Raw genomic sequence first — 21,605 nt, 5'->3', positions numbered from 1 at the left:
GCGCGCCGCCGAGAATAGCGCATTTCGGGCCTGGCTTTAACGGGGTGGCAGCCGTTGCAGGCGCTCAAGAATGTCCAGCACCACCATCCGAGGGGGCCGCTCATCGGTTTCCACCACCAGATCGGCGATTTCCCGGTACAGCGGATCGCGCAGCGTCAGCAGGTCGCGCAAGGTTTTTTCCGGATTGGCCGTGCGCAACAGTGGGCGATTGCGATCGCGGGCGGTGCGACCCACCTGCTGTTCGACCGATGCGTGCAAATAAACCACCCGTCCGCCGGCATGCAGCGCCCGACGGTTTTCATCGCGCATCACTGCGCCACCGCCGGTGGCCAATACCACGCCGTCGCAGCCGCACAGCTCGGCGATCATCGCCTGCTCGCGGTCACGAAAGCCCAGTTCGCCTTCCTTATCGAAGATCCACGGGATATTGGCACCCGTGCGCAATTCAATTTCCTTATCGGAGTCTTTGAATGGCAGGCGCAGCTCTTTGGCCAGCAAACGGCCGATGGTGCTTTTACCAGCCCCCATCGGTCCTACAAGAATCAAATTTCGCACAGAATCAACGACTCACAGCAATCGCCTGGTTATTCATAATACGCGGAGTCAGGAATACCAGCAGCTCGGATTTTTTCTCCGCCAGCACATCGCGCCGGAAAAGGCGGCCAAGATACGGCACATCGCCCAAAAATGGCACTTTATCTACCACTTTGCTTTGGGTATTGGAGAAAACTCCGCCAATCACGATGGTCTCGCCATCCTTGACCAGCACCTTGGCGTTGACCTCGTTTTTCTTGATCGGCGGAACGTCGTTGAGTTTGTTCAGGTAGTCCGGCTCATCCTTGGTCACCTTGACCACCATGATCACGTGGTCATCAGGGGTGATCTGCGGCGTGACTTCCAGGGACAACGAGGCTTCCTTGAATGACACCGACGTGGCGCCCTGGGAGGTGGATTCCTGGTAGGGAATCTCGGTGCCCTTGAGGATGCGTGCGGTCTCTTTGTCGGAGGTGACGACCTTGGGCTGCGAGACGATTTCGCCGTTCCCGGTTTTTTCCATGGCCGTCAGCTCCAGGTCCAACAGCAGGTTATCGGTGATATAGGCGATGCCCAGACCGGAGGTACCGCCCAACGAACCCAGGTCGACAAATGGTGAGCTGGGCGGGTTGTCCGGCGCTTGCGCACCGTCAGCCACGGGCTTGTCGACACCGCCAGCCACCCAGTTGCCACGATTGAGCCGCCCCCCCCAGCGCACACCCAGGCTTTTGTCATAGTCGACATTGGCCTCGACGATGCGCGCTTCGATCATCACCTGGCGAACAGGAATATCCAGCTGCGCCACGATTCGTCGCAGCTCTTCGAGTCGCTCGCCGGTCTGGTAGGCGATGATGTTGTTGGTGCGATCATCCACCGCCACCGAGCCGCGCTCATCGGTCGTACCTTCCAGGCCGCTCACCGACTGGAACAGTTTGGCCAGGTCGGCCGCCTTGGCGTAATTGACCTGCAGCAGTTCACGACGCAACGGCGCCAGGTCGGCCATTTGCTTTCGCGACTCCAGCGTCAGCAGTTCGCGCGCGGCCAGCTCTTCGGCCGGCGCCACGAGCAACACGCCGGCGTTAATCCGCTTATCCAAGCCTTTGGTTTGCAACACCAGGTCCAACGCCTGATCCCAGGGCACATCCTTGAGGCGCAGCGTGATCGAGCCTTGCACCTCGTCACTGGCCACCAGGTTGAGGCCCGCTACGTCAGCGATCTGCTGCAGTACGGCGCGCAACTCGATGTTCTGGAAGTTGAGGTTAAGTTTGTCGCCTTTGTAGGCGCCCGACACTGCGTTGCCAGGCGGTGGCAACTGGATCAGATCCATGCGATTGGGCACAGCGACAGCCATCGGTGCCGTGAACGCTATCCATAGCGCCACACCGAAGGACGAAAAAGTCCTTTTCATTGGTTTAGTCCGTTATGAGTTGATGTTTAGCACGAGGGTTCGCGGGCGTTCCAGCCATGCGCCCTGCTCATCGGGGAACAGCTCGACCAGCTCGAGATGGCCGGCATGGATCGCCGTGACCCGGCCATGATCCGGCCCCAGGTAATCACCGACCGCCAGGCGGTAGACCGTTGATGCCGCTTGCAGCAGCGCAAACGTCTGCGTGCCGCGGGACAACGTGCCGACCATTTTGAACTGGTCCACCGCAAGGCCTTCCAGCACGCTTCGTGGTCGAGCAAGGTCCGGAGCCTGCGCAAACCGCCCCGGCACATGATCGACTTGCAGAGCCGATGGCTGGAACGGATCGCGCAGCGCAGTGGCGTCGTAGACAAATGAGGGCCGTTGAGGGAGCACCTCGCCGCGACTGACGTCTGGCCGCGTCAGCCAATAGGTGGTGGCCAGCATGTCCAGGCGCAGCAGGCCGCCATCCCTTTGCAGGGAGACATCGCGCACCATGGTCATTCGCGAAAGGCTGCCCAAGGCGCTCACGAACGTTGCCAGGTCGTGATAACCCCCAGTGACGCCGAGTTGGACGGGTTGCTCGACATAGAACGCCTGGGGCCGCTCATCCAATGGCATGACGCTCTCGACCACCAGACCATTGGCCAGTGCCAGCCTGGCGATATCCTCCAGCAGGCCGGGCATTTCAGACGCACGGGGCAATTGCTGCAACAGCTCATCGGCCTTTAACTGCATACGCTGCAATTGTTCAGCCTGCGCATCGAGGGCAGCGCTGAAGACGGCGTTTTCCGCGAACCGGCGCTGCAGAACCTCGCCCTGAGTCTCGACCTGAGACAAGCGCTGCCGGGATGCACTCAGGACCATCAGCTCACCCACTACCAGCACCATCCCCGCCAGCGCGCAGCCAAGCAAGACCTTGGCAGGCCAGGGCCATTTTGCAGCGTTGTGGGTCAGTGCGTAGAAATCGAGCCTGGGCAGGCTCATGGCTGGGCCTCGGAAGACGCTCCCTGACGCACCATCATTTGAAATTCGTTGTTGCCATGCGCACCTTCGGTTCGCACATGTTGCAGGCGGGCAGCGTGGCCACCTTCGGAGGCCTCCAGACGGCGCATCAACTGAGCGATGTCCTGACTGGATTCGGCGCTGCCGCTGATACTCACCGTATCGCCCTTCGCCACCACTTCATGCAGGTGGACACCCTCGGGCACTGCACGCGCCAATTGGTCCAACAGTTGGGCACTGGCCGAACGGCCATCATGCAGGTCCTGCACGACCTTCATGCGCTGGGCCAATTGCTGGCTTCGCTCCTGCAGGTCGTCGATGGTCTTGATGCTGGAGGCCTGAAGAGCAACGTCCTTGTCCAAGTGGTTGTTGCGCGTCACCTGCCGATCGATCGCCTGATCGATCACCTGGTCCGCCAGCCACACGGCCGCCAACGCCACACAGACAAACGCCAGCAGAAACGCCAGGAGATATTTGCGTCGCCGCTCTGCCAGTGCCTGACGCCAAGGCAAAAGGTTGATCAATGTCTTCAAGCGAAACTCCTCAGGGCCAGCCCGCAGGCAACTCCCATCCCTTGGGCATCCACGGCCCATTGTGCATCATTGACTCGATGGCCCGGCGTGAAGCTGGCGAAATCCTGACTGTTCGCGCGCGCCAATGCAAACGCTTCAACATCGATAACCTTGGGCACCAGCCCCGCCAGGGCCAAAACCGCCTCGCGGGCCTCCACCTGCTCCTTCAGGCACGCCGCCAGCAACACCTCGACCCGCGCGGGGTCATGAGCCGAGCGGCCCTGCACCTGAAAGTCAATGGCCATGTCATCCAGGGGGCACGGTATGTACTGCTCGGCCTCCATCTGGATCATCCATGCCATTTCATCGTCGCTGAGCCCAGCCTCCAACTCGACCACCCGCGTGATGACCGATGGCCCCGCGACCGCCACCGCCGCGCCACGGGCGCGGGTTTGCAACCGAACCAACGCCGTGTGCAAAGCGCGCCCCACACCCTCGACGTCAAGCACGGTGCCATCGACTACCGCCTGGGCAGGCAATACCTGAGTGGTATAGCCCTGGACACTGTAACCGGTGGTTGAACGCTCCAGTTCGACCAACCGGATGGACGTGTCATTGATGTCGACACCCAGCAAGGCGTCGACTTTTCGCCTGAAAAATCCCTTTGCCATAAAACTCCCTAAAACTTTGCCTGTCATACCGCCTGATTGCTGTTGTGCACCCTGCATTCGGTCGGCTTGTTCAAGCGCCGCGAATGACGCCCCAAGGCGAAAAATGCTTTAATGCCCAGCGTTTTTCCCCGCTTTTTATCTGCAGCTCGGGTTGATCCATCGTTTGCCATGCATGCCCCGACGCGTAACTCATTCTTTTCTCTGGAAATCCAAAAGCCTTGATTCGTCTGCTGAAGTTTTTCGGGTACTCCATTGTCGCGATCGTCTGCGGGCTGATGCTCGTACTCAGCGGGGCCTACCTCTACCTTAGTCCGGGTTTGCCGTCCGTAGAGGCCCTCAGAAGTATCCAGTTGCAGATTCCTTTGCGGGTCTACAGCAGCGATGAAAAACTGATCGCGGAGTTCGGCGAAATGCGCCGCACACCGATCCGTTTTGCCGATATTCCGCCTAATTTCATCAGCGCCCTGCTGTCTGCCGAAGACGATAACTTCGCCAACCACTATGGCGTCGACCCCAGCAGCCTGGTGCGTGCCGCCACGCAGTTGGTAAAAAGCGGACACATTCAATCCGGCGGCAGCACCATCACCATGCAGGTGGCGAAGAACTTCTTCCTCACCAGCGAACGCAGTTTTTCGCGTAAGGCCACCGAGATCCTCCTGGCGTTGCAGATCGAACGGCAGCTGACCAAGGACGAAATCCTCGAGCTTTACGTCAACAAGATCTACCTGGGCAACCGCGCCTATGGCATCGAAGCCGCTTCGCAGGTGTATTACGGCAAGTCGATTCGTGACGCCAGCCTGGCGCAGATGGCGATGATTGCCGGTCTGCCAAAGGCCCCTTCGCGCTTCAACCCCCTGGCCAACCCGGCGCGCAGCAAGGAACGTCGCGACTGGATCCTGGGGCGCATGTACAAGCTGGGCAAGATCGACCAGGCCGCCTATGAAAGTGCCGTGGCTGAACCATTGAATGCCAGCTATCACGTGCCGACGCCGGAGGTGAACGCACCCTATATCGCCGAAATGGCCCGTGCCGAAATGGTCGGACGCTACGGCAGCGAGGCCTACACCGAAGGTTTCCGCGTGACCACCACGGTGCCAAGCGACACCCAGGAAATCGCCAATAACGCCGTGCATTCCGGCCTGATCACGTATGACCAGCGTCACGGCTACCGGGGCCCTGAATCACGCCTGCCGGGCAAGACCCTGAGCGCCTGGGCCACCGAACTGGGCAAACAACGCGCGATCAGCGGCCTGGAGCCGGCCATCGTCACCCAGGTGAACAAAGATGGCGTGCAGGTACTCACCCGTACCGGCGAAGCCCACGTGGCCTGGGACAGCATGAAGTGGGCGCGGCCTTTCCTGAACACCAACAGCATGGGCCCGATGCCCAAGCAGCCATCGGACGTTGCGCAAGTGGGAGACCTGATCCGCGTGCAACGCCAGAAGGACGACAGCCTAAAATTCAGCCAGGTGCCGCTGGCCCAGGGCGCACTGGTCTCCCTCGACCCGCAGAACGGTGCGATCCGTGCCCTGGTCGGTGGTTTCGCCTTTGAGCAGAGCAACTACAACCGCGCCACCCAGGCCAAGCGCCAACCGGGCTCGAGCTTCAAACCGTTCATCTACAGCGCCGCGCTGGATAACGGCTACACCGCCGCCAGCCTGGTCAACGATGCGCCGATCGTGTTTGTCGACGAGTACCTGGACAAGGTCTGGCGTCCGAAGAACGACACCAACACGTTCCTCGGCCCGATCCGCATCCGCGAGGCGCTCTACAAGTCGCGCAACCTGGTGTCGATCCGTCTGCTGCAAGCGATGGGCGTAGGCAAGACCATCGACTACATCACGCGCTTTGGCTTCAACAAATCGGACCTGCCGGCGAACCTGTCCCTGGCCCTGGGCACCGCCACGCTCACGCCGATGGAAATCGCCACGGGCTGGAGCACTTTTGCCAATGGCGGCTACAAGATCACGCCGTACCTGATCGACAAGATCGAAAGCCGTAATGGCGACACCCTGTTCACCGCCAACCCGCCACGGGTGCCCGGTGACGTGGTCAATGGCGTAGCCGCCACCGACGGCATGGCCGCGCCGAGCAACGGCGGGATTACCATTGAGCCGACGCCAGGGGCCGCACCGGCCGCAAACGCAGCACCGACCGAGCCGCAAACGCCCGCCGTGGCCGAGCGCATTGTCGATGCCCGTACCACTTATATCCTCAACAGCATCCTTGAAGACGTGATCAAAAAAGGCACCGGCCGTCGCGCCCTGGCCTTGGGCCGTGCGGATATCGCGGGCAAGACCGGTACCACCAACGAATCCAAGGACGCCTGGTTCTCCGGCTACAACGCCGACTACGTCACCACCGTGTGGACAGGCTACGACCAACCTGAAAGCCTCGGGCGCCGCGAGTTCGGTGGCACCGTCGCGCTGCCGATCTGGATGAGTTACATGGGTGCGGCCCTTAAAGACAAACCGCTGCACACCCAGCCGGAGCCGGAAGGCATCCTCAGCCTGCGGATCGACCCGATCAGTGGCCGCGCAGCCTCGCCAAGCACGCCGAACGCCTATTTTGAGCTGTTCAAGAGCGAAGACACGCCGCCGTCGGTCAATGAACTGGGCAACGGCGTGGTACCGGGCAGCCCGCTGCCGGCAGATGAGGCGGCGCCGATAGATCTCTTTTAGAGAGCGGCAAGAACCATCTGCCGTGCGCTGCTCTTTAAGCTTGCAGCGTGCAGCTTCCCCATAAAAAACCCCGGCTCAGAGGCCGGGGTTTTTTATGGGGCTGCGATTAACCGTTGAACACATCATCCACGCTTTGCAGCGGGTAGTTCTTCGGATACGGCAGGGTGGCCACACCGGTCTCGATCGCGGCCTTGGCCACGGCGTCGGAGATCAGGGTGATAAGGCGCTTGTCCATTGGTTTCGGAATGATGTACTCACGGCCGAATTCCAGTTTGGCGCCGCCGTAGGCGTCGCATACATCCTGAGGCACCGGCAGCTTGGCCAGTTCGCGCAGGGCGTTGGCGGCAGCTACTTTCATCTCTTCATTGATGCGCTTGGCGCGAACGTCCAGGGCACCACGGAAGATGAACGGGAAGCCCAGAACGTTGTTGACCTGGTTCGGGTAGTCCGAACGACCGGTGGCCATGATCACGTCGTTGCGAGTGGCATGGGCCAGCTCCGGGGCGATTTCCGGATCAGGGTTGGAGCAGGCGAACACGATCGGGTTGGCCGCCATCGACTTCAGGCCTTCAGCGCTCAGCAGGTTCGGGCCGGACAGGCCGACGAACACGTCTGCACCATCGAGGGCGTCAGCCAGGGTGCGCTTGGAGGACGGGTGGGCAAACATCGCCTTGTACTGGTTCAGGTCGGTACGCTCGGACTGGATCACGCCCTTGCTGTCGACCATGTAGATGTTTTCCAGCTTGGCGCCCATGCTCACGATCAGCTTCATGCAGGAGATGGCCGCAGCGCCGGCACCCAGGCAGACGATCTTAGCGTCGGACAGGGTTTTGCCAGCGATTTCCAGGGCGTTGATCATCCCGGCTGCGGTCACGATCGCCGTGCCGTGCTGGTCATCGTGGAATACCGGAATGTCGCACTGCTCGATCAAAGCCTTTTCGATCTCAAAGCACTCAGGTGCCTTGATGTCTTCCAGGTTGATGCCACCGAAGGTGATGGAGATGCGCTTGACGGTGTCGATGAAGGCCTGCGGGCTTTCGGAGTCGACTTCGATGTCGAATACGTCGATGCCGGCGAAGCGCTTGAACAGCACGCCCTTGCCTTCCATGACTGGCTTGGATGCCAATGGGCCGAGGTTACCCAGGCCAAGAATCGCGGTGCCATCGGAAATCACTGCAACCAGGTTGCCCTTGCCGGTGTACTTGTACGCCAATTCAGGGTCACGGGCGATTTCACGTACGGGCTCGGCAACACCAGGGCTGTAGGCCAGCGAGAGGTCGCGAGCAGTGGCAGTGGCTTTGGTGAGCTCTACACTCAGCTTTCCTGGACGAGGATTGGCATGATATTCGAGAGCGGCAGTTTTCAAATCAGACATATCGGCATTCCGCTTTTACTGTTGGTCGACGGACCGCCGAGGATACTCGTGTCGTAAAGCCCCTACAAGACTGCTCGGTCACAGGTGTCAAGGCCCCGCAGCGCCGTACTTTAGTCTAAAGCCACGGGATACAAGGGCCGCACTGTTCACAATTCAATTAAAAAATGTCTACAATTTTTTATTCAAAAGTGGATTTGAGCATACCGGGATCGGTCAGCGGCAACATCCAGCGCGCCTGGCTGCTCTTCAGGCCGCCACGCGAAGAACGATCCTGAATCCAGCCTCGCGCCTCGACCTGCTTGCCTTGCAGACCATCCAGCAGCGCGCTGTCGAATTGACGGGCCAGATCGGGTGCAACGCGTAATACCAGTGAACCCTGCAACTCGATCCAAATTCCACCGCGGTTGCGTTCGACTTTGCTCACCCTGCCGCTGACCAAGGCAAAGCCGGACCGCCTGAGGCTGGTCACCGATCGCACCGGCGATTGTCGCCAAAGCCCCAAACCGGCCTGACGCGCCGCGTTTTCAGCCGCCCGCTGACACGCGACGAGATCGACATTGGGCGCGACCCCCACTTGAAAGCCAAGGCCTTCAGCGAGCAGCTGCGCCTCAAGGTTCTCGCCATCGGCGCCGAAGAGATGGGCCAGGGTGCGACCATAACGGTCTTTACGCTCACGCCCAGGCATCAGGCCGACGCGACCGCCACTGGTTGCCACCAATGCCTGCAAACGCTGGCGAGCGGCGACGGCATAGGGCTCGTCGGTACGGCCTTTTTTCGCGGTTTCCGGGGCATTGAGGCCGATCATGCGCACGCTGCGACCGTCTTTGAGGCGCACCGTGTCGCCATCCACCACACGCTGCACCTCGACCTGAACCAAGGACGCCGGCGCCGGGCAAAACACCCCGGCCTGGGCGGCTTGGTGCCAAATCCCAGGCACAAAAAAGGCGCCCGCAAGGGACGCCTTTTTCAACAGCTGGCAAAAGCCCATAAGGCTTTTGAGCCTTACTCTGCTGGAGTAGCAGCAGGCTTCTTGCCGAAAGCACCAAAGCGATCTGCGAAGCGCTGTACACGGCCGCCGGTGTCCAGAGTTTTCTGCTTACCGGTGTAGAACGGGTGGCACTCGTTGCATACGTCAGTACCCAGTGGCTTGCACAGGTTCGAACGCGTTTCGAACTTGTTGCCGCAGCTGCAGGTAACTTCGATGGTTTCGTACGCTGGATGGATATCGGCTTTCATGGTGACTTCCTCGGGCTAGCGTGCCGCCACTCGACACTATTGTCGAATACCGCACGTAATTAGGCCGCGGATTCTACCAGACCTTTTTAATCACGCAAGCGGCGGTACCCGTCGCAGCTGAACATAAAAGCGCCTTTCATCAGAAAACCACGGCATACCCAACACCCCCCTCGTCTGCTAGGCTCGCGCCCCTGCATCACCGCCCGCCTTTATATGAGACTCCCCGCGTGCCCGACGCCATTTTGCGCCTAGCCCTGCCCTCGCCCCTGCGCCGCCTGTTCGACTACCGAGCCCCGGCCGGCGTGCTGCGGGCGCACTTGCAGCCGGGCATGCGCGTGCGCGTACCGTTCGGCCGACGGGAGATGATCGGCATCCTTATAGAAGTCGCCGACCACAGCGAAGTACCTGCCGAGAAGCTAAAACCCGCGCTGGCGATTCTCGACGCCACGCCACCGTTGCCGCCCGCGTTGTTCAAGCTGTGCCTGTGGACAGCCCAGTATTACCAGCACAGCCTGGGCGATACCTTGAGTTGGGCGCTGCCGGTGTTGTTGCGCCAGGGCGAGCTGGCCGAGGCACGCCAGGAGCGTTTCTGGTCGATGGTCCCCGGCGCACACCTCGACGACCCACGCATCGCCCGCGCGCCGCGCCAGCGTGAGGCCCTGGCGACCCTGGCCCAGCATCCCCATGGCGTGGCCCATCAGCTGTTGAGCAAGCTGATGCTGAGCAAAGACAGCCTGGATCTGCTGCTGGCCAAGGGCCTGGTGCAAGTGGAGATCCGCAAGCACGCCCCCGACCCACGCCATGAGCATTGGCTGGCCCAGCCGGAATTGCCGCTCAACCCTGAACAACGCGCCGCCTATGAGGCCATTCGCGCAGGGTTTGACAGTTTCCACGCGTTCCTGCTGGCCGGCGTCACCGGCAGCGGCAAGACCGAAGTCTATTTGCAGTTGATCCGCGAAACCCTGCAAGCCGGCAAACAGGCGCTGGTGCTGATCCCGGAGATCAACCTCGGCCCGCAGACCCTGGCGCGCTTCGAGCAGCGGTTCAACGCACGCATCGCCCTGGTGCACTCGGCGGTCAACGACCGTGAGCGCCTGGAATCCTGGCTCGCGGCGCGTGATGGCGAAGCCGACATTATTATCGGCACCCGCTCGGCCCTGTTCACGCCGATGAAAAACCCCGGGCTGATCATCATCGACGAGGAACACGACGGCTCCTACAAACAGCAGGAAGGCCTGCGCTACCACGCCCGTGACCTGGCGTTGGTGCGTGCGCGCCAGGAAGACATCCCGATTGTGCTGGGCTCGGCCACGCCGTCCCTGGAAAGCCTGCATAACGCCTACACCGGCCGCTACGGGCTGCTGCGCCTGAATGAGCGCGCCGGCGGCGCCAAGCAACCGCGCTTCCTGCGCCTGGACGTAAAAAGCCGTCCGCTGGACAGCGGCATTTCCGGGCCGATGCAACAAGCCATCGGCCAGACCCTCGCCGCCGGCCAGCAAGTCCTGGTGTTTCTCAACCGCCGAGGCTTTGCGCCGACACTGCTGTGCCATGACTGCGGCTGGATGTCCGAATGCGAGCGCTGCGATGCGCGCATGACTGTGCACCAGCGTCACGGCGAGTTGCGCTGCCATCATTGCGGCCACGTCGAACGGGTACCGCGCCACTGCCCGCAGTGCGGCAAGGTCGACCTGCGACCGGTGGGCGCAGGCACCGAGCGCGCAGAGGAACGGCTGGGCATCCTGTTCCCGGACTACCCGGTATTGCGGGTCGATCGCGACAGCACCTCGCGCAAAGACGCGATGAATCAGCTGTTTGCCACCATCCAGAAGGGCCAGCCGTGCATCCTGGTGGGCACGCAAATGCTTGCCAAGGGGCATCACTTTCCGCGGGTGACCCTGGTATCGATTTTGGACGCCGACGGTGGTTTGTTCTCCGGCGACTTCCGCGCCAGCGAACGCATGGCGCAGTTGATCGTGCAAGTCGCCGGCCGCGCCGGGCGTGCCGAAGAGCCGGGCAAGGTGATTATCCAGACCCACCTGGCCGACCACCCGCTACTGATTCAACTGACCGAACAAGGCTACTTCGCCTTTGCCGAACAGGCCTTGAGCGAACGCCGCTCCGCCGGCCTGCCGCCCTTTGCCCACTTGGCCCTGCTGCGCGCCGAAGCCCACAAACCGGGGCAGGCCGAAAGCTTTCTGGATGAAGCCTGCAGCGCCGCCGAGCATTTACTCGGCGAGCTGGGACTGAGCGGCATCGAATTGCTCGGCCCGGTGCCCGCGCCCATGGAGCGCCGCGCCGGGCGCTACCGCGCGCAACTGCTGTTGCAAGCCACCTCCCGCGCGCCGCTGCATCGGTTATTAAGCAGCTGGTTACTTGCCCTGGAGCAAATGCCCAGCGGCCGACAGGTGCGATGGTCGTTGGATGTAGACCCGGTAGATTTGTATTAAGCCTGGCCGCAGGTCCCGCGAAGGTTGGCAAGCCCGCCCTCGCCACGGATAATGCCCAGTTTTTCCACCTGCGCATCGCGCGCCGCCGCTTGCGGTCGAAAGAGAACACCATGAAAGACACCATTCGCCAGCTGATCCAACAAGCCCTCACCCAACTCGTCAACGAAGGTGTGTTGCCTGAAGGCCTGACGCCGGCGATCCAGGTAGAGAACACCCGCGACAAGACCCACGGTGACTTCGCCAGCAACATCGCGATGATGCTCTCCAAGCCTGCCGGCATGAAACCGCGCGACCTGGCGGAAAAAATCATCGCCGCGCTGCCGGCCGACGAGAGCATCACCAAGGCTGAAATCGCCGGCCCCGGCTTTATCAACTTCTTCCAGAACACCCAGGCCCTGGCCTCGCGCCTGGACGCCGCCCTGGCCGATGCCAGGATCGGTGCACGCAAAGCAGGGGCTGCTCAGCGCGTGGTCGTCGACCTGTCGGCACCGAACCTGGCCAAAGAGATGCACGTGGGTCACCTGCGCTCGACCATCATCGGCGACGGCGTGGCGCGGGTGCTGGAGTTCCTCGGCGACACCGTGATCCGTCAGAACCACGTGGGCGACTGGGGCACGCAGTTCGGCATGTTGATGGCCTACCTGCAAGAGAACCCGATCACCAGCAACGAGCTGTCGGACCTGGAAAATTTCTACCGCGCCGCCAAAAAGCGTTTCGACGAGTCCGAAGCATTCGCCGATCGCGCCCGTGGCCTGGTGGTCAAGCTGCAGGCAGGCGATGCCGAATGCCTGGCGCTGTGGAACCGTTTCCGCGATATCTCGCTGTCCCACTGCCAGGAAATCTACGAGCTGCTCAACGTCAAGTTGACCATGGCTGACGTGATGGGCGAAAGCGCCTACAACGACGACCTCATCAACGTGGTCAACGACCTCAAGGCCAAGGGTCTGCTGGTGGAGAGCAACGGCGCCCAGTGCGTGTTCCTCGAAGAATTCAAGACCGCCGACGGCGAGCCGCTGCCGGTGATCATCGTCAAGGCCGATGGCGGCTACCTCTACGCCACCACCGACCTGGCCGCCGTGCGCTACCGCAGCGGCGTGCTCAAGGCTGACCGTGCGCTGTACTTCGTCGACCAGCGCCAGGCGCTGCACTTCCAGCAGGTGTTCGAAGTGGCGCATCGTGCAGGCTTCGTGACTCACCCGATGCACATGGAACACATGGGCTTCGGCACCATGAACGGCGCTGACGGCCGCCCGTTCAAGACCCGCGACGGCGGCACGGTCAAACTGATCGACCTGCTCAACGAAGCCCAGGAACGTGCCTACAACCTGGTGAAGGAAAAGAACCCGGAACTGGCCGAGGCCGACTTGCGCAACATTGCCCGCGTGGTCGGTATTGGCGCGGTGAAATACGCCGATCTGTCCAAGCATCGCACCAGCGACTACAGCTTCAACTTCGAACTGATGCTCAACTTCGAAGGCAACACCGCGCCGTACCTGCTGTACGCGTACACCCGCGTGGCCGGCGTGTTCCGCAAACTGGGCAAGGACTTCAACGAAGTCGAAGGCCGGATCATGCTGGACGCGCCCCATGAACAGGAACTGGCGGCCAAACTGGCCCAATTTGGCGAAGTGCTGAACAGCGTCGGCGAAAAGGGCACGCCGCACATCCTGTGCACCTACCTGTATGAAGTCGCCGGCCTGTTCTCCAGCTTCTACGAGAACTGCCCGATCCTCACCGCCGACGACGAAGCGCAGAAGCAAAGTCGCCTGCGCCTTGCCGCACTGGCTGGACGGACCCTCAAGCAAGGCCTGGAACTGTTGGGCCTGGAAACTCTGGAGCGTATGTAAGTTGGCTGCCAAGAAAAAACCTGCACCCAAGCGCGGCGCCAGCCGCTACCAGGCCCCGGCGAAGAAGCCGATTCCGGGCTGGTTGTGGATGGCCATCGGTCTTTCCGTCGGCGCGTTTATCGTGTTCTTGATGAAGCTGGATCCAGGCCAGGGTGATGACGTCAAACGGGTCAAACAGGAACAGCAGAAGGCCAGCAAAATCGCTGAAGCCAACAAGACTGCGCCGAGCCCGACCGCACCGGTGAAGCCGAAGTACGACTTCTACACCTTGCTACCGGAATCGGAAGTGATCGTGCCGCCCGACGCCGTGCCGGAAAAAACCCTGCCGACCCCACAAGTGCCGACCACCCCGGTGACGCCGGCAGAAGCGGCGAAAATCGACACCGCGCGCGCCCAGGCGGCGCTGGCCGGGATTACCCCACCGCCGGCACCGCCCGTGGCCGAAACCAAAGCGGCGCCTGTGACCAAGTTCTTCCTGCAAGCGGGCTCGTTCCCGAAACAGGCGGATGCGGACCGTGTGCGGGCGCAGATCATCCTGTTGGGCCAGTCGGTGACGGTGGAGTCCGGTACGGTCAAGGACGCGACCTGGTACCGCGTGCTGGTCGGGCCGTTCAGCAACCGTGAACAGCTGACCGTGGCCCAGAAACAATTGGCCGGCGCCGGGTTTAGCAACCTGTTGTTACAACAACGCCAGAGCCGCTGACCCCAGGCAACACCAGTCAAAGTGTCTGAGGGCGCTTGTGGTGGTGAGCGGGCTCGCCCCGCGCGGGTGCAAACCCGCTCATCACCGCAAGCCTGCTCAGCACATGTCCTACGCTTGAAATCACCCCCACCACCCCCATATCAGTTTCCATCAGGGCATTTTCGCCCCGCTGCGTGGAGACTCTCCCCTTGACCACCATCGTTTCAGTACGTCGCCACGGCAAAGTCGTCATGGGCGGCGACGGCCAGGTTTCCCTGGGTAATACCGTGATGAAAGGCAACGCCAAAAAAGTGCGTCGCCTGTACCACGGCCAGGTACTCGCCGGTTTCGCAGGCGCCACCGCCGACGCTTTCACCCTCTTTGAGCGTTTCGAAGGCCAACTGGAAAAACACCAGGGCCACCTCGTGCGCGCCGCCGTCGAGCTCGCCAAAGAATGGCGCACCGACCGCTCCCTGAGCCGCCTGGAAGCCATGCTGGCTGTTGCTAACAAAGACGCGTCCCTGATCATCACCGGTAACGGTGACGTGGTTGAGCCAGAGCATGGCCTGATCGCCATGGGTTCCGGCGGTGGCTACGCCCAAGCGGCGGCCAGCGCACTGCTGAAGAAAACCGATCTGTCGGCCCGTGAAATCGTCGAGACCGCCCTGGGTATCGCAGGCGATATCTGCGTGTTTACCAACCACAACCAGACCATTGAGGAGCAGGACCTCGCAGAGTAAGCCGTAGGCTTATTCCCGCTTGAGGCCGCCAAACACTATGTCCATGACTCCCCGCGAAATCGTCCACGAACTCAACCGCCATATCATCGGCCAGGACGATGCCAAGCGCGCCGTTGCCATCGCCCTGCGTAACCGCTGGCGCCGCATGCAACTGCCCGCCGAACTGCGCGTTGAAGTAACGCCCAAGAACATCCTGATGATCGGTCCGACCGGTGTCGGTAAAACCGAGATCGCCCGTCGCCTGGCCAAACTCGCCAATGCACCGTTCATCAAGGTCGAAGCGACCAAGTTCACCGAAGTCGGCTATGTGGGCCGCGATGTGGAGTCGATCATCCGTGATCTGGCCGACGCCGCCCTGAAGATGCTGCGCGAACAGGAAGTGACCAAGGTCAGCCACCGCGCCGAAGACGCCGCCGAAGAACGCATCCTCGACGCCCTGCTGCCACCGGCACGCATGGGCTTCAACGAAGACGCCGCGCCGTCGTCGGACTCGAACACCCGCCAGCTGTTCCGCAAGCGCCTGCGCGAAGGCCAGTTGGACGACAAGGAAATCGAGATCGAAGTCGCCGAAGTGTCTGGCGTAGACATCTCTGCCCCGCCTGGCATGGAAGAAATGACCAGCCAGTTGCAGAACCTGTTCGCCAACATGGGCAAGGGCAAGAAGAAGAGCCGCAAGCTCAAGGTTAAAGAGGCCCTCAAGCTGGTGCGCGATGAAGAAGCCGGGCGCCTGGTGAACGAGGAAGAGCTCAAGGCCAAGGCCCTCGAAGCGGTCGAGCAGCACGGCATCGTGTTTATCGATGAGATCGACAAAGTGGCCAAGCGCGGTAACTCCGGTGGCGTCGATGTCTCCCGCGAAGGCGTGCAGCGCGACCTGCTGCCGCTGATCGAAGGCTGCACGGTGAACACCAAGCTGGGCATGGTCAAGACCGACCACATCCTGTTCATCGCCTCCGGTGCGTTCCACTTGAGCAAGCCAAGCGATCTGGTGCCGGAGCTACAAGGCCGTCTGCCGATTCGCGTGGAACTCAAGGCGCTGACGCCGGGCGACTTCGAACGCATCCTCAGCGAACCGCACGCGTCGCTCACCGAGCAATACCGCGAACTGCTGAAAACCGAAGGCTTGAAGATCGAGTTCCAGGCCGACGGCATCAAGCGCCTGGCGGAGATCGCCTGGCAGGTCAACGAGAAGACCGAGAACATCGGTGCCCGTCGCCTGCACACCTTGCTTGAGCGCCTGCTCGAGGAAGTGTCCTTCAGCGCGGGCGACATGGCCGGTGCGCAGAATGGCGAAGCGATCAAGATCGACGCCGACTACGTCAACAGCCACCTGGGCGAATTGGCGCAGAACGAAGACCTGTCGCGATACATTCTGTAAGCCGCAAGCTGTAAGCTACGAGCCGCAAGCTGAACACACTCAACTTGCCGCTTGTAGCGTGCAGCCCAAGGTGTCCCCCAATGCCAAAATTCCCCACCGCTGTTAATTTGCACAAAACCTCCAACACCCTCGGCCTCACCTACGGGCCCGATGAGGTCTACCAGTTGCCCGCCGAACTGCTGCGGGTGCACTCGCCTTCCGCCGAGGTCCAGGGCCACGGCAAACCCATCCTGCAATTCGGCAAGCTCAACGTTAAGTTGATCAAGATAGAACCAGCCGGTCAGTACGCACTGAAATTGACCTTCGACGACGGACATGACAGCGGACTGTTCACCTGGGACTACCTCTATCAACTCGCCGTGCGTCAGGACGCGCTGTGGGCCGATTATCTTGCCGAGCTCAAGGCCGCCGGAAAAACCCGCGACCCGAGTCAATCGGTCGTGCGGCTGATGCTCTAGCCCAGGCCTCTTGCTCATTAGTGGGCATTTTCTAATTTCATCTGCTTGAATGCCCTGTCGCGCGGCCAACGATCGGCCCGCTTGCGAAAAAATTTAAACTCGGGTAACCAATGGAACTGGCAAGTTCCCTGCATTTGACGATGCGGTATCAACGGTCACCCGAGTCGCAGTACCAGGCTTGTGTTGTGTATCGAAACTTCGTGCGCAGCGGTACCCGGTACTCGTCTTTCGGACAATGGAGCGTCGTAGATGAGTAACAAGAACAACGATGACTTGAAACGCCAGGCCTCGGAAAACACCCTGGGGCTGAACCCGATCATCGCGTTACGCAAAAAGGATTTATTGGCTTCAGCAAAGATGGTGCTGACCCAAGCCATCAAGCAACCGTTGCACAGCGTCAAACACGTCGCCCATTTCGGCGTTGAACTCAAGAACGTGATGTTCGGCAAATCGGCGCTGGCGCCGGAGAGCGACGACCGTCGCTTCCACGACCCGGCCTGGAGCCAGAACCCGCTCTATAAACGCTACCTGCAGACCTACCTGGCGTGGCGCAAGGAACTGCACGACTGGATCGGCGACAGCAACCTGTCGGAACAGGACATCAGCCGCGGCCACTTCGTGATCAACCTGATGACCGAAGCCATGGCCCCCACCAACAGCGCGGCCAACCCGGCAGCCGTCAAACGTTTCTTTGAAACCGGCGGCAAAAGCCTGCTCGACGGCCTGTCGCACTTGGCCAAGGACATGGTGCACAACGGCGGCATGCCGAGCCAGGTCAACATGGGCGCCTTTGAAGTGGGCAAGTCCCTGGGCACCACCGAAGGCGCGGTGGTGTTTCGCAATGACGTGCTGGAGCTGATCCAGTACAAGCCGATCACCGAACAGGTGCATGAGCGCCCACTGCTGGTGGTTCCGCCGCAGATCAACAAATTCTACGTATTCGACCTGAGCCCGGATAAGAGCCTGGCGCGGTTCTGCCTGCGTAATGGGCAGCAGACCTTTATCGTCAGCTGGCGTAACCCGACCAAGGCCCAGCGTGAGTGGGGTCTGTCGACCTATATCGAGGCACTCAAGGAAGCGGTGGATGTGGTCACGGCGATCACCGGCAGCAAAGACATCAACATGCTTGGCGCCTGCTCCGGCGGCATCACGTGCACGGCCCTGCTCGGTCACTACGCCGCGCTGGGGGAAAAGAAGGTCAATGCCCTGACCCTGCTGGTCAGCGTGCTCGACACCACCCTGGATACTCAGGTGGCGTTGTTCGTCGATGAGCAAACCCTGGAGGCGGCCAAGCGCCACTCCTACCAGGCCGGCGTGCTGGAAGGCCGCGACATGGCCAAGGTGTTTGCCTGGATGCGCCCCAACGACCTGATCTGGAACTACTGGGTCAATAACTACCTGCTGGGCAACGAGCCGCCGGTGTTCGACATTCTGTTCTGGAACAACGACACCACGCGCCTGCCCGCGGCGTTCCACGGCGACCTGATCGAACTGTTCAAAAACAACCCGTTGGTACGCGCCAATGCCCTGGAAGTGTGCGGCACGCCTATCGACCTCAAACAGGTCACCGCCGATATTTACTCCCTGGCCGGTACCAATGACCACATCACGCCGTGGCAGTCCTGCTACAAGTCTGCGCAACTGTTCGGTGGCAAGGTGGAGTTCGTGCTGTCGAGCAGCGGGCATATTCAGAGCATCCTCAATCCGCCCGGCAACCCCAAAGCGCGCTACCAGACCAGCGACACCCTGGCGGGAAAGCCGCTGGAATGGCAGGAGAACGCAACCAAGCACACGGATTCGTGGTGGCTGCATTGGCAGGCCTGGCAAGCGGAGCGGGCGGGAAAATTGAAGAAGGCGCCGACAATCCTGGGTAACAAAACTTACGCCGCGGCCGAGTCGGCACCGGGTACCTATGTGCATGAACGCTAGCTTCAAGCTGCAAGCCTCAAGCTGATTGAGTTCGGCTTGAGGCTTGAAGCTGCCCCTCTAACCCCAAGGGTTCCACCATGCCGCAACCGTTCATCTTCCGTACCATCGACCTGGATGGCCAAACCATCCGCACGGCGGTACGCCCAGGCAAGCCTCACTTGACGCCGCTGCTGATTTTCAACGGCATCGGCGCCAACCTTGAGTTGGTGTTTCCGTTCGTTCAAGCGCTGGACCCCGATCTGGAAGTGATCGCCTTCGATGTGCCAGGCGTGGGCGGTTCCTCAACGCCCAAGCGGCCCTACCGTTTTCCCGGCCTGGCCAAACTCACCGCGCGCATGCTCGATTACTTGGACTATGGCCAGGTGAACGTCGTCGGGGTGTCCTGGGGCGGCGCGTTGGCACAGCAATTTGCCTACGACTATCCGGAGCGCTGCAAGAAGTTGATCCTCGCGGCCACGGCGGCGGGAGCGGTGATGGTGCCGGGCAAGCCGAAGGTGCTATGGCTGATGGCCAGCCCGCGGCGTTACATCCAACCGTCCCATGTGGTGCGCATCGCGCCGATGATTTATGGCGGCTCGTTCCGCCGCGACTCAAAACTGGCTGCCGAGCATGCCAGCAAAGTGCGTTCGGCCGGCAAACTGGGCTATTACTGGCAGCTGTTCGCAGGTCTGGGCTGGACCAGCATCCACTGGCTGCACAAGATCCGCCAGCCGACCCTGGTGCTGGCCGGGGACGATGACCCGCTGATTCCGCTGATTAACATGCGCATGCTGGCCTGGCGCATTCCCAACGCCCAGTTGCACATCATCGATGACGGCCACCTGTTCCTGATCACCCGGGCCGAAGCCGTGGCGCCGATCATCATGAAATTCCTGGAGCAAGAGCGCCTGCGCGCAGTGATTCACCCAAGACCGGCGATGTAAGGACCACATCGCCGCGCAACTTGCCAGGAACCGACTATGGTTCTGAATTGGCGTGCCCGTTGATCGCTTGACGAAGGAGTGTTGGCTCATGCGAGAAAGACCCGTGACGAACCCGGCGCCCACCCCCGCCGCGTTCATTAATGCGCAAAATGCGATCACCGGTCTGCGCGGCCGGGACCTGCTGTCCACGCTGCGCAGCGTCGCCGTTCATGGCCTGCGCAACCCGGTGCATACCGCCCGTCATGCGCTGGCACTGGGCGGCCAACTGGGCCGCGTGCTGCTCGGTGAAACCGTGCATGAACCCAACCCGCGCGACAGTCGCTTCGTTGACCCGACCTGGGCCCTCAACCCGTTTTATCGGCGCAGCCTGCAGGCCTACCTGAGCTGGCAGAAGCAAACCCGCCAGTGGATCGACGACAGCACCTTGAGCGACGACGACCGGGCCCGCGCGCACTTTGCCTTTGCGCTGATCAACGACGCGGTGTCACCGTCCAACACCCTGCTCAACCCGCTGGCGATCAAGGAGTTACTCAACTCCGGCGGCAACAGCATGGTGCGCGGCGTGAGTAACCTGTTCGAAGATTTGCTGCACAACAACGGCCTGCCGCGCCAGGTGAGCAAGCACGCCTTCGAAGTGGGTAAGACCGTCGCCACCACCCCAGGCGCCGTGGTGTTTCGCAATGAGCTGCTGGAGCTGATCCAATACAAGCCCATGAGCGAAAAGCAGTACGCCAGGCCGCTGCTGATCGTGCCGCCGCAAATCAACAAGTACTACATTTTTGACCTGAGCCCGGCTAACAGCTTTGTGCAATACGCCCTCAAGAACGGCCTGCAGACGTTTATGGTCAGCTGGCGTAACCCGGATGTGCGGCACCGCGAGTGGAGCTTGTCCACCTACGTCGCCGCGTTGGAAGAAGCACTCAATGTGTGCCGGGCGATCACTGGCGCGCGCGAGGTCAACCTGATGGGCGCCTGCGCAGGCGGCCTGACCATCGCCGCCCTGCAGGGCCACCTGCAAGCCAAACGCCAGCTGCGCCGCATCTCCAGCGCCAGCTACCTGGTAAGCCTGCTGGACAGCCAGATCGACAGCCCCGCCACCTTGTTCGCCGATGAGCAAACCCTGGAAGCCGCCAAGCGCCGCTCCTATCAGCAAGGCGTGCTGGACGGCCGCGACATGGCCAAGGTGTTCGCCTGGATGCGCCCCAATGATCTGATCTGGAATTACTGGATCAATAACTACCTGCTGGGCAAAGAGCCGCCAGCCTTCGACATCCTGTACTGGAACAACGACAACACCCGTCTGCCCGCCGCGCTGCATGGCGACCTGCTGGACTTCTTCAAGCACAACCCACTGAGCCATCCCGGTGGCCTGGAAGTGTGCGGCACGCCCATCGACTTGCAGAAAGTCACGGTGGACAGCTTCAGCGTGGCCGGGATCAACGATCACATCACGCCGTGGGACGCGGTGTACCGTTCCACGCAACTGCTTGGTGGGGACCGGCGCTTCGTGCTGTCCAACAGCGGGCATATCCAGAGCATCCTCAACCCGCCGGGCAACCCCAAGGCCAACTATGTCGAGAACCACAAACTGAGCAGCGACCCGCGCGCCTGGTACTACGACGCCAACCATGTCGAAGGCAGTTGGTGGCCGCAGTGGCTGGCGTGGATCCAGCAACGCTCGGGCGTACAACGCGAAACCCTCACCGCCCTGGGCAACCAGAATTACCCACCAATGGAAGCGGCGCCGGGCACTTACGTGCACATACGCTGAGCTCAACGATCACA

General features: G+C 61.4%; 18 protein-coding genes. 10 read left to right on the top strand and 8 right to left on the bottom strand.

What is annotated here, in order from left to right:
• Nucleotides 1–36: 36 nt before the first annotated feature.
• The 5 genes from aroK to pilM form a co-directional block, all read right to left on the bottom strand.
• Nucleotides 37–555: a shikimate kinase AroK gene (gene aroK, locus KZX66_RS05210; RefSeq protein ID WP_010213757.1), complete on the bottom strand. Its 519-nt coding sequence runs from the start codon at nucleotides 553–555 to the stop codon at nucleotides 37–39.
• A gap of 4 nt (nucleotides 556–559) precedes the next feature.
• Complete coding sequence (locus tag KZX66_RS05205; protein ID WP_248077715.1) at nucleotides 560–1,885, bottom strand: type IV pilus secretin PilQ family protein; 1,326 nt, start codon at nucleotides 1,883–1,885, stop codon at nucleotides 560–562.
• Between the two features lie 69 nt (nucleotides 1,886–1,954).
• Complete coding sequence (locus KZX66_RS05200) at nucleotides 1,955–2,926, bottom strand: pilus assembly protein PilP (protein ID WP_248077158.1); 972 nt, start codon at nucleotides 2,924–2,926, stop codon at nucleotides 1,955–1,957.
• Nucleotides 2,923–3,477, bottom strand: coding sequence for a PilN domain-containing protein (locus tag KZX66_RS05195; protein ID WP_248077155.1), 555 nt, complete (start codon nucleotides 3,475–3,477; stop codon nucleotides 2,923–2,925). Before KZX66_RS05195 ends, KZX66_RS05200 begins: the two co-directional genes overlap by 4 nt.
• A complete protein-coding gene (pilM, locus tag KZX66_RS05190) occupies nucleotides 3,474–4,127 on the bottom strand; it encodes a type IV pilus assembly protein PilM (RefSeq protein ID WP_248077152.1) in 654 nt (217 codons plus the stop codon). The genes KZX66_RS05195 and pilM overlap by 4 nt, the downstream gene beginning before the upstream one ends.
• Before the next feature lie 218 nt (nucleotides 4,128–4,345).
• Here pilM and KZX66_RS05185 point away from each other — a divergent pair, with 218 nt between their 5' ends.
• Nucleotides 4,346–6,808, top strand: a complete 2,463-nt coding sequence (locus tag KZX66_RS05185) for a penicillin-binding protein 1A (protein WP_248077149.1) — start codon at nucleotides 4,346–4,348, stop codon at nucleotides 6,806–6,808.
• 106 nt (nucleotides 6,809–6,914) lie between these two features.
• On the opposite strand, the gene KZX66_RS05180 is transcribed toward KZX66_RS05185, so the two are convergent.
• From KZX66_RS05180 to rpmE, 3 genes are all read right to left on the bottom strand, one after another.
• Entirely contained in the window at nucleotides 6,915–8,183 is a 1,269-nt protein-coding gene (locus KZX66_RS05180; protein ID WP_248077146.1) for a malic enzyme-like NAD(P)-binding protein, read from the bottom strand.
• A gap of 178 nt (nucleotides 8,184–8,361) precedes the next feature.
• On the bottom strand, nucleotides 8,362–9,171 hold the full coding sequence (locus KZX66_RS05175; protein WP_248077143.1) for a thermonuclease family protein: 810 nt from the start codon (nucleotides 9,169–9,171) through the stop codon (nucleotides 8,362–8,364).
• A gap of 14 nt (nucleotides 9,172–9,185) precedes the next feature.
• Nucleotides 9,186–9,419 (bottom strand): 50S ribosomal protein L31, encoded by a 234-nt coding sequence (rpmE, locus tag KZX66_RS05170; protein ID WP_005784030.1) that lies wholly within the window; start codon nucleotides 9,417–9,419, stop codon nucleotides 9,186–9,188.
• Between the two features lie 227 nt (nucleotides 9,420–9,646).
• Between rpmE and KZX66_RS05165 the strand changes: the two genes are divergently transcribed.
• The 9 genes from KZX66_RS05165 to phaC (KZX66_RS05125) all read left to right on the top strand — a co-directional run bounded on the left by KZX66_RS05165 (nucleotide 9,647) and on the right by phaC (KZX66_RS05125) (nucleotide 21,591).
• On the top strand, nucleotides 9,647–11,866 hold the full coding sequence (locus tag KZX66_RS05165) for a primosomal protein N' (protein ID WP_248077140.1): 2,220 nt from the start codon (nucleotides 9,647–9,649) through the stop codon (nucleotides 11,864–11,866).
• Nucleotides 11,867–11,976: 110 nt separating this feature from the next.
• Nucleotides 11,977–13,713: an arginine--tRNA ligase gene (gene argS / locus KZX66_RS05160; protein ID WP_248077136.1), complete on the top strand. Its 1,737-nt coding sequence runs from the start codon at nucleotides 11,977–11,979 to the stop codon at nucleotides 13,711–13,713.
• A 1-nt stretch (nucleotide 13,714) separates the two neighbouring features.
• A complete protein-coding gene (locus KZX66_RS05155; protein WP_248077132.1) occupies nucleotides 13,715–14,416 on the top strand; it encodes an SPOR domain-containing protein in 702 nt (233 codons plus the stop codon).
• A 188-nt stretch (nucleotides 14,417–14,604) separates the two neighbouring features.
• Nucleotides 14,605–15,135, top strand: a complete 531-nt coding sequence (gene hslV, locus KZX66_RS05150) for an ATP-dependent protease subunit HslV (RefSeq protein ID WP_003171209.1) — start codon at nucleotides 14,605–14,607, stop codon at nucleotides 15,133–15,135.
• Nucleotides 15,136–15,172: 37 nt separating this feature from the next.
• The gene (gene hslU / locus KZX66_RS05145) at nucleotides 15,173–16,510 is read left to right on the top strand and encodes an ATP-dependent protease ATPase subunit HslU (protein WP_248077129.1); all 1,338 of its coding nucleotides are present in this window, start codon (nucleotides 15,173–15,175) and stop codon (nucleotides 16,508–16,510) included.
• Between the two features lie 80 nt (nucleotides 16,511–16,590).
• Nucleotides 16,591–16,968 (top strand): DUF971 domain-containing protein, encoded by a 378-nt coding sequence (locus tag KZX66_RS05140; protein WP_248077123.1) that lies wholly within the window; start codon nucleotides 16,591–16,593, stop codon nucleotides 16,966–16,968.
• Between the two features lie 249 nt (nucleotides 16,969–17,217).
• Nucleotides 17,218–18,897: a class II poly(R)-hydroxyalkanoic acid synthase gene (gene phaC, locus KZX66_RS05135; RefSeq protein ID WP_248077118.1), complete on the top strand. Its 1,680-nt coding sequence runs from the start codon at nucleotides 17,218–17,220 to the stop codon at nucleotides 18,895–18,897.
• A 77-nt stretch (nucleotides 18,898–18,974) separates the two neighbouring features.
• Complete coding sequence (phaZ, locus tag KZX66_RS05130) at nucleotides 18,975–19,820, top strand: poly(3-hydroxyalkanoate) depolymerase (RefSeq protein WP_248077115.1); 846 nt, start codon at nucleotides 18,975–18,977, stop codon at nucleotides 19,818–19,820.
• A gap of 88 nt (nucleotides 19,821–19,908) precedes the next feature.
• A complete protein-coding gene (phaC, locus tag KZX66_RS05125; protein WP_248077111.1) occupies nucleotides 19,909–21,591 on the top strand; it encodes a class II poly(R)-hydroxyalkanoic acid synthase in 1,683 nt (560 codons plus the stop codon).
• Nucleotides 21,592–21,605 lie beyond the last annotated feature (14 nt).

The organism is Pseudomonas sp. EYE_354, from assembly GCF_023148575.1.
GTDB lineage: Bacteria > Pseudomonadota > Gammaproteobacteria > Pseudomonadales > Pseudomonadaceae > Aquipseudomonas.
This window is presented reverse-complemented; position numbering and strand designations above follow the sequence as displayed.

Coding starts and splice junctions, on each gene's coding strand:
- argS (WP_248077136.1), top strand. CDS start 11,977: ATGAAAGACACCATTCGCCAGCTGATCCAACAAGCCCTCACCCAACTC.
- KZX66_RS05200 (WP_248077158.1), bottom strand. CDS start 2,926: ATGAGCCTGCCCAGGCTCGATTTCTACGCACTGACCCACAACGCTGCA.
- KZX66_RS05140 (WP_248077123.1), top strand. CDS start 16,591: ATGCCAAAATTCCCCACCGCTGTTAATTTGCACAAAACCTCCAACACC.
- hslU (WP_248077129.1), top strand. CDS start 15,173: ATGTCCATGACTCCCCGCGAAATCGTCCACGAACTCAACCGCCATATC.
- rpmE (WP_005784030.1), bottom strand. CDS start 9,419: ATGAAAGCCGATATCCATCCAGCGTACGAAACCATCGAAGTTACCTGC.
- phaC (WP_248077118.1), top strand. CDS start 17,218: ATGAGTAACAAGAACAACGATGACTTGAAACGCCAGGCCTCGGAAAAC.
- KZX66_RS05175 (WP_248077143.1), bottom strand. CDS start 9,171: ATGGGCTTTTGCCAGCTGTTGAAAAAGGCGTCCCTTGCGGGCGCCTTT.
- KZX66_RS05180 (WP_248077146.1), bottom strand. CDS start 8,183: ATGTCTGATTTGAAAACTGCCGCTCTCGAATATCATGCCAATCCTCGT.
- pilM (WP_248077152.1), bottom strand. CDS start 4,127: ATGGCAAAGGGATTTTTCAGGCGAAAAGTCGACGCCTTGCTGGGTGTC.
- phaZ (WP_248077115.1), top strand. CDS start 18,975: ATGCCGCAACCGTTCATCTTCCGTACCATCGACCTGGATGGCCAAACC.
- phaC (WP_248077111.1), top strand. CDS start 19,909: ATGCGAGAAAGACCCGTGACGAACCCGGCGCCCACCCCCGCCGCGTTC.
- KZX66_RS05205 (WP_248077715.1), bottom strand. CDS start 1,885: ATGGCTGTCGCTGTGCCCAATCGCATGGATCTGATCCAGTTGCCACCG.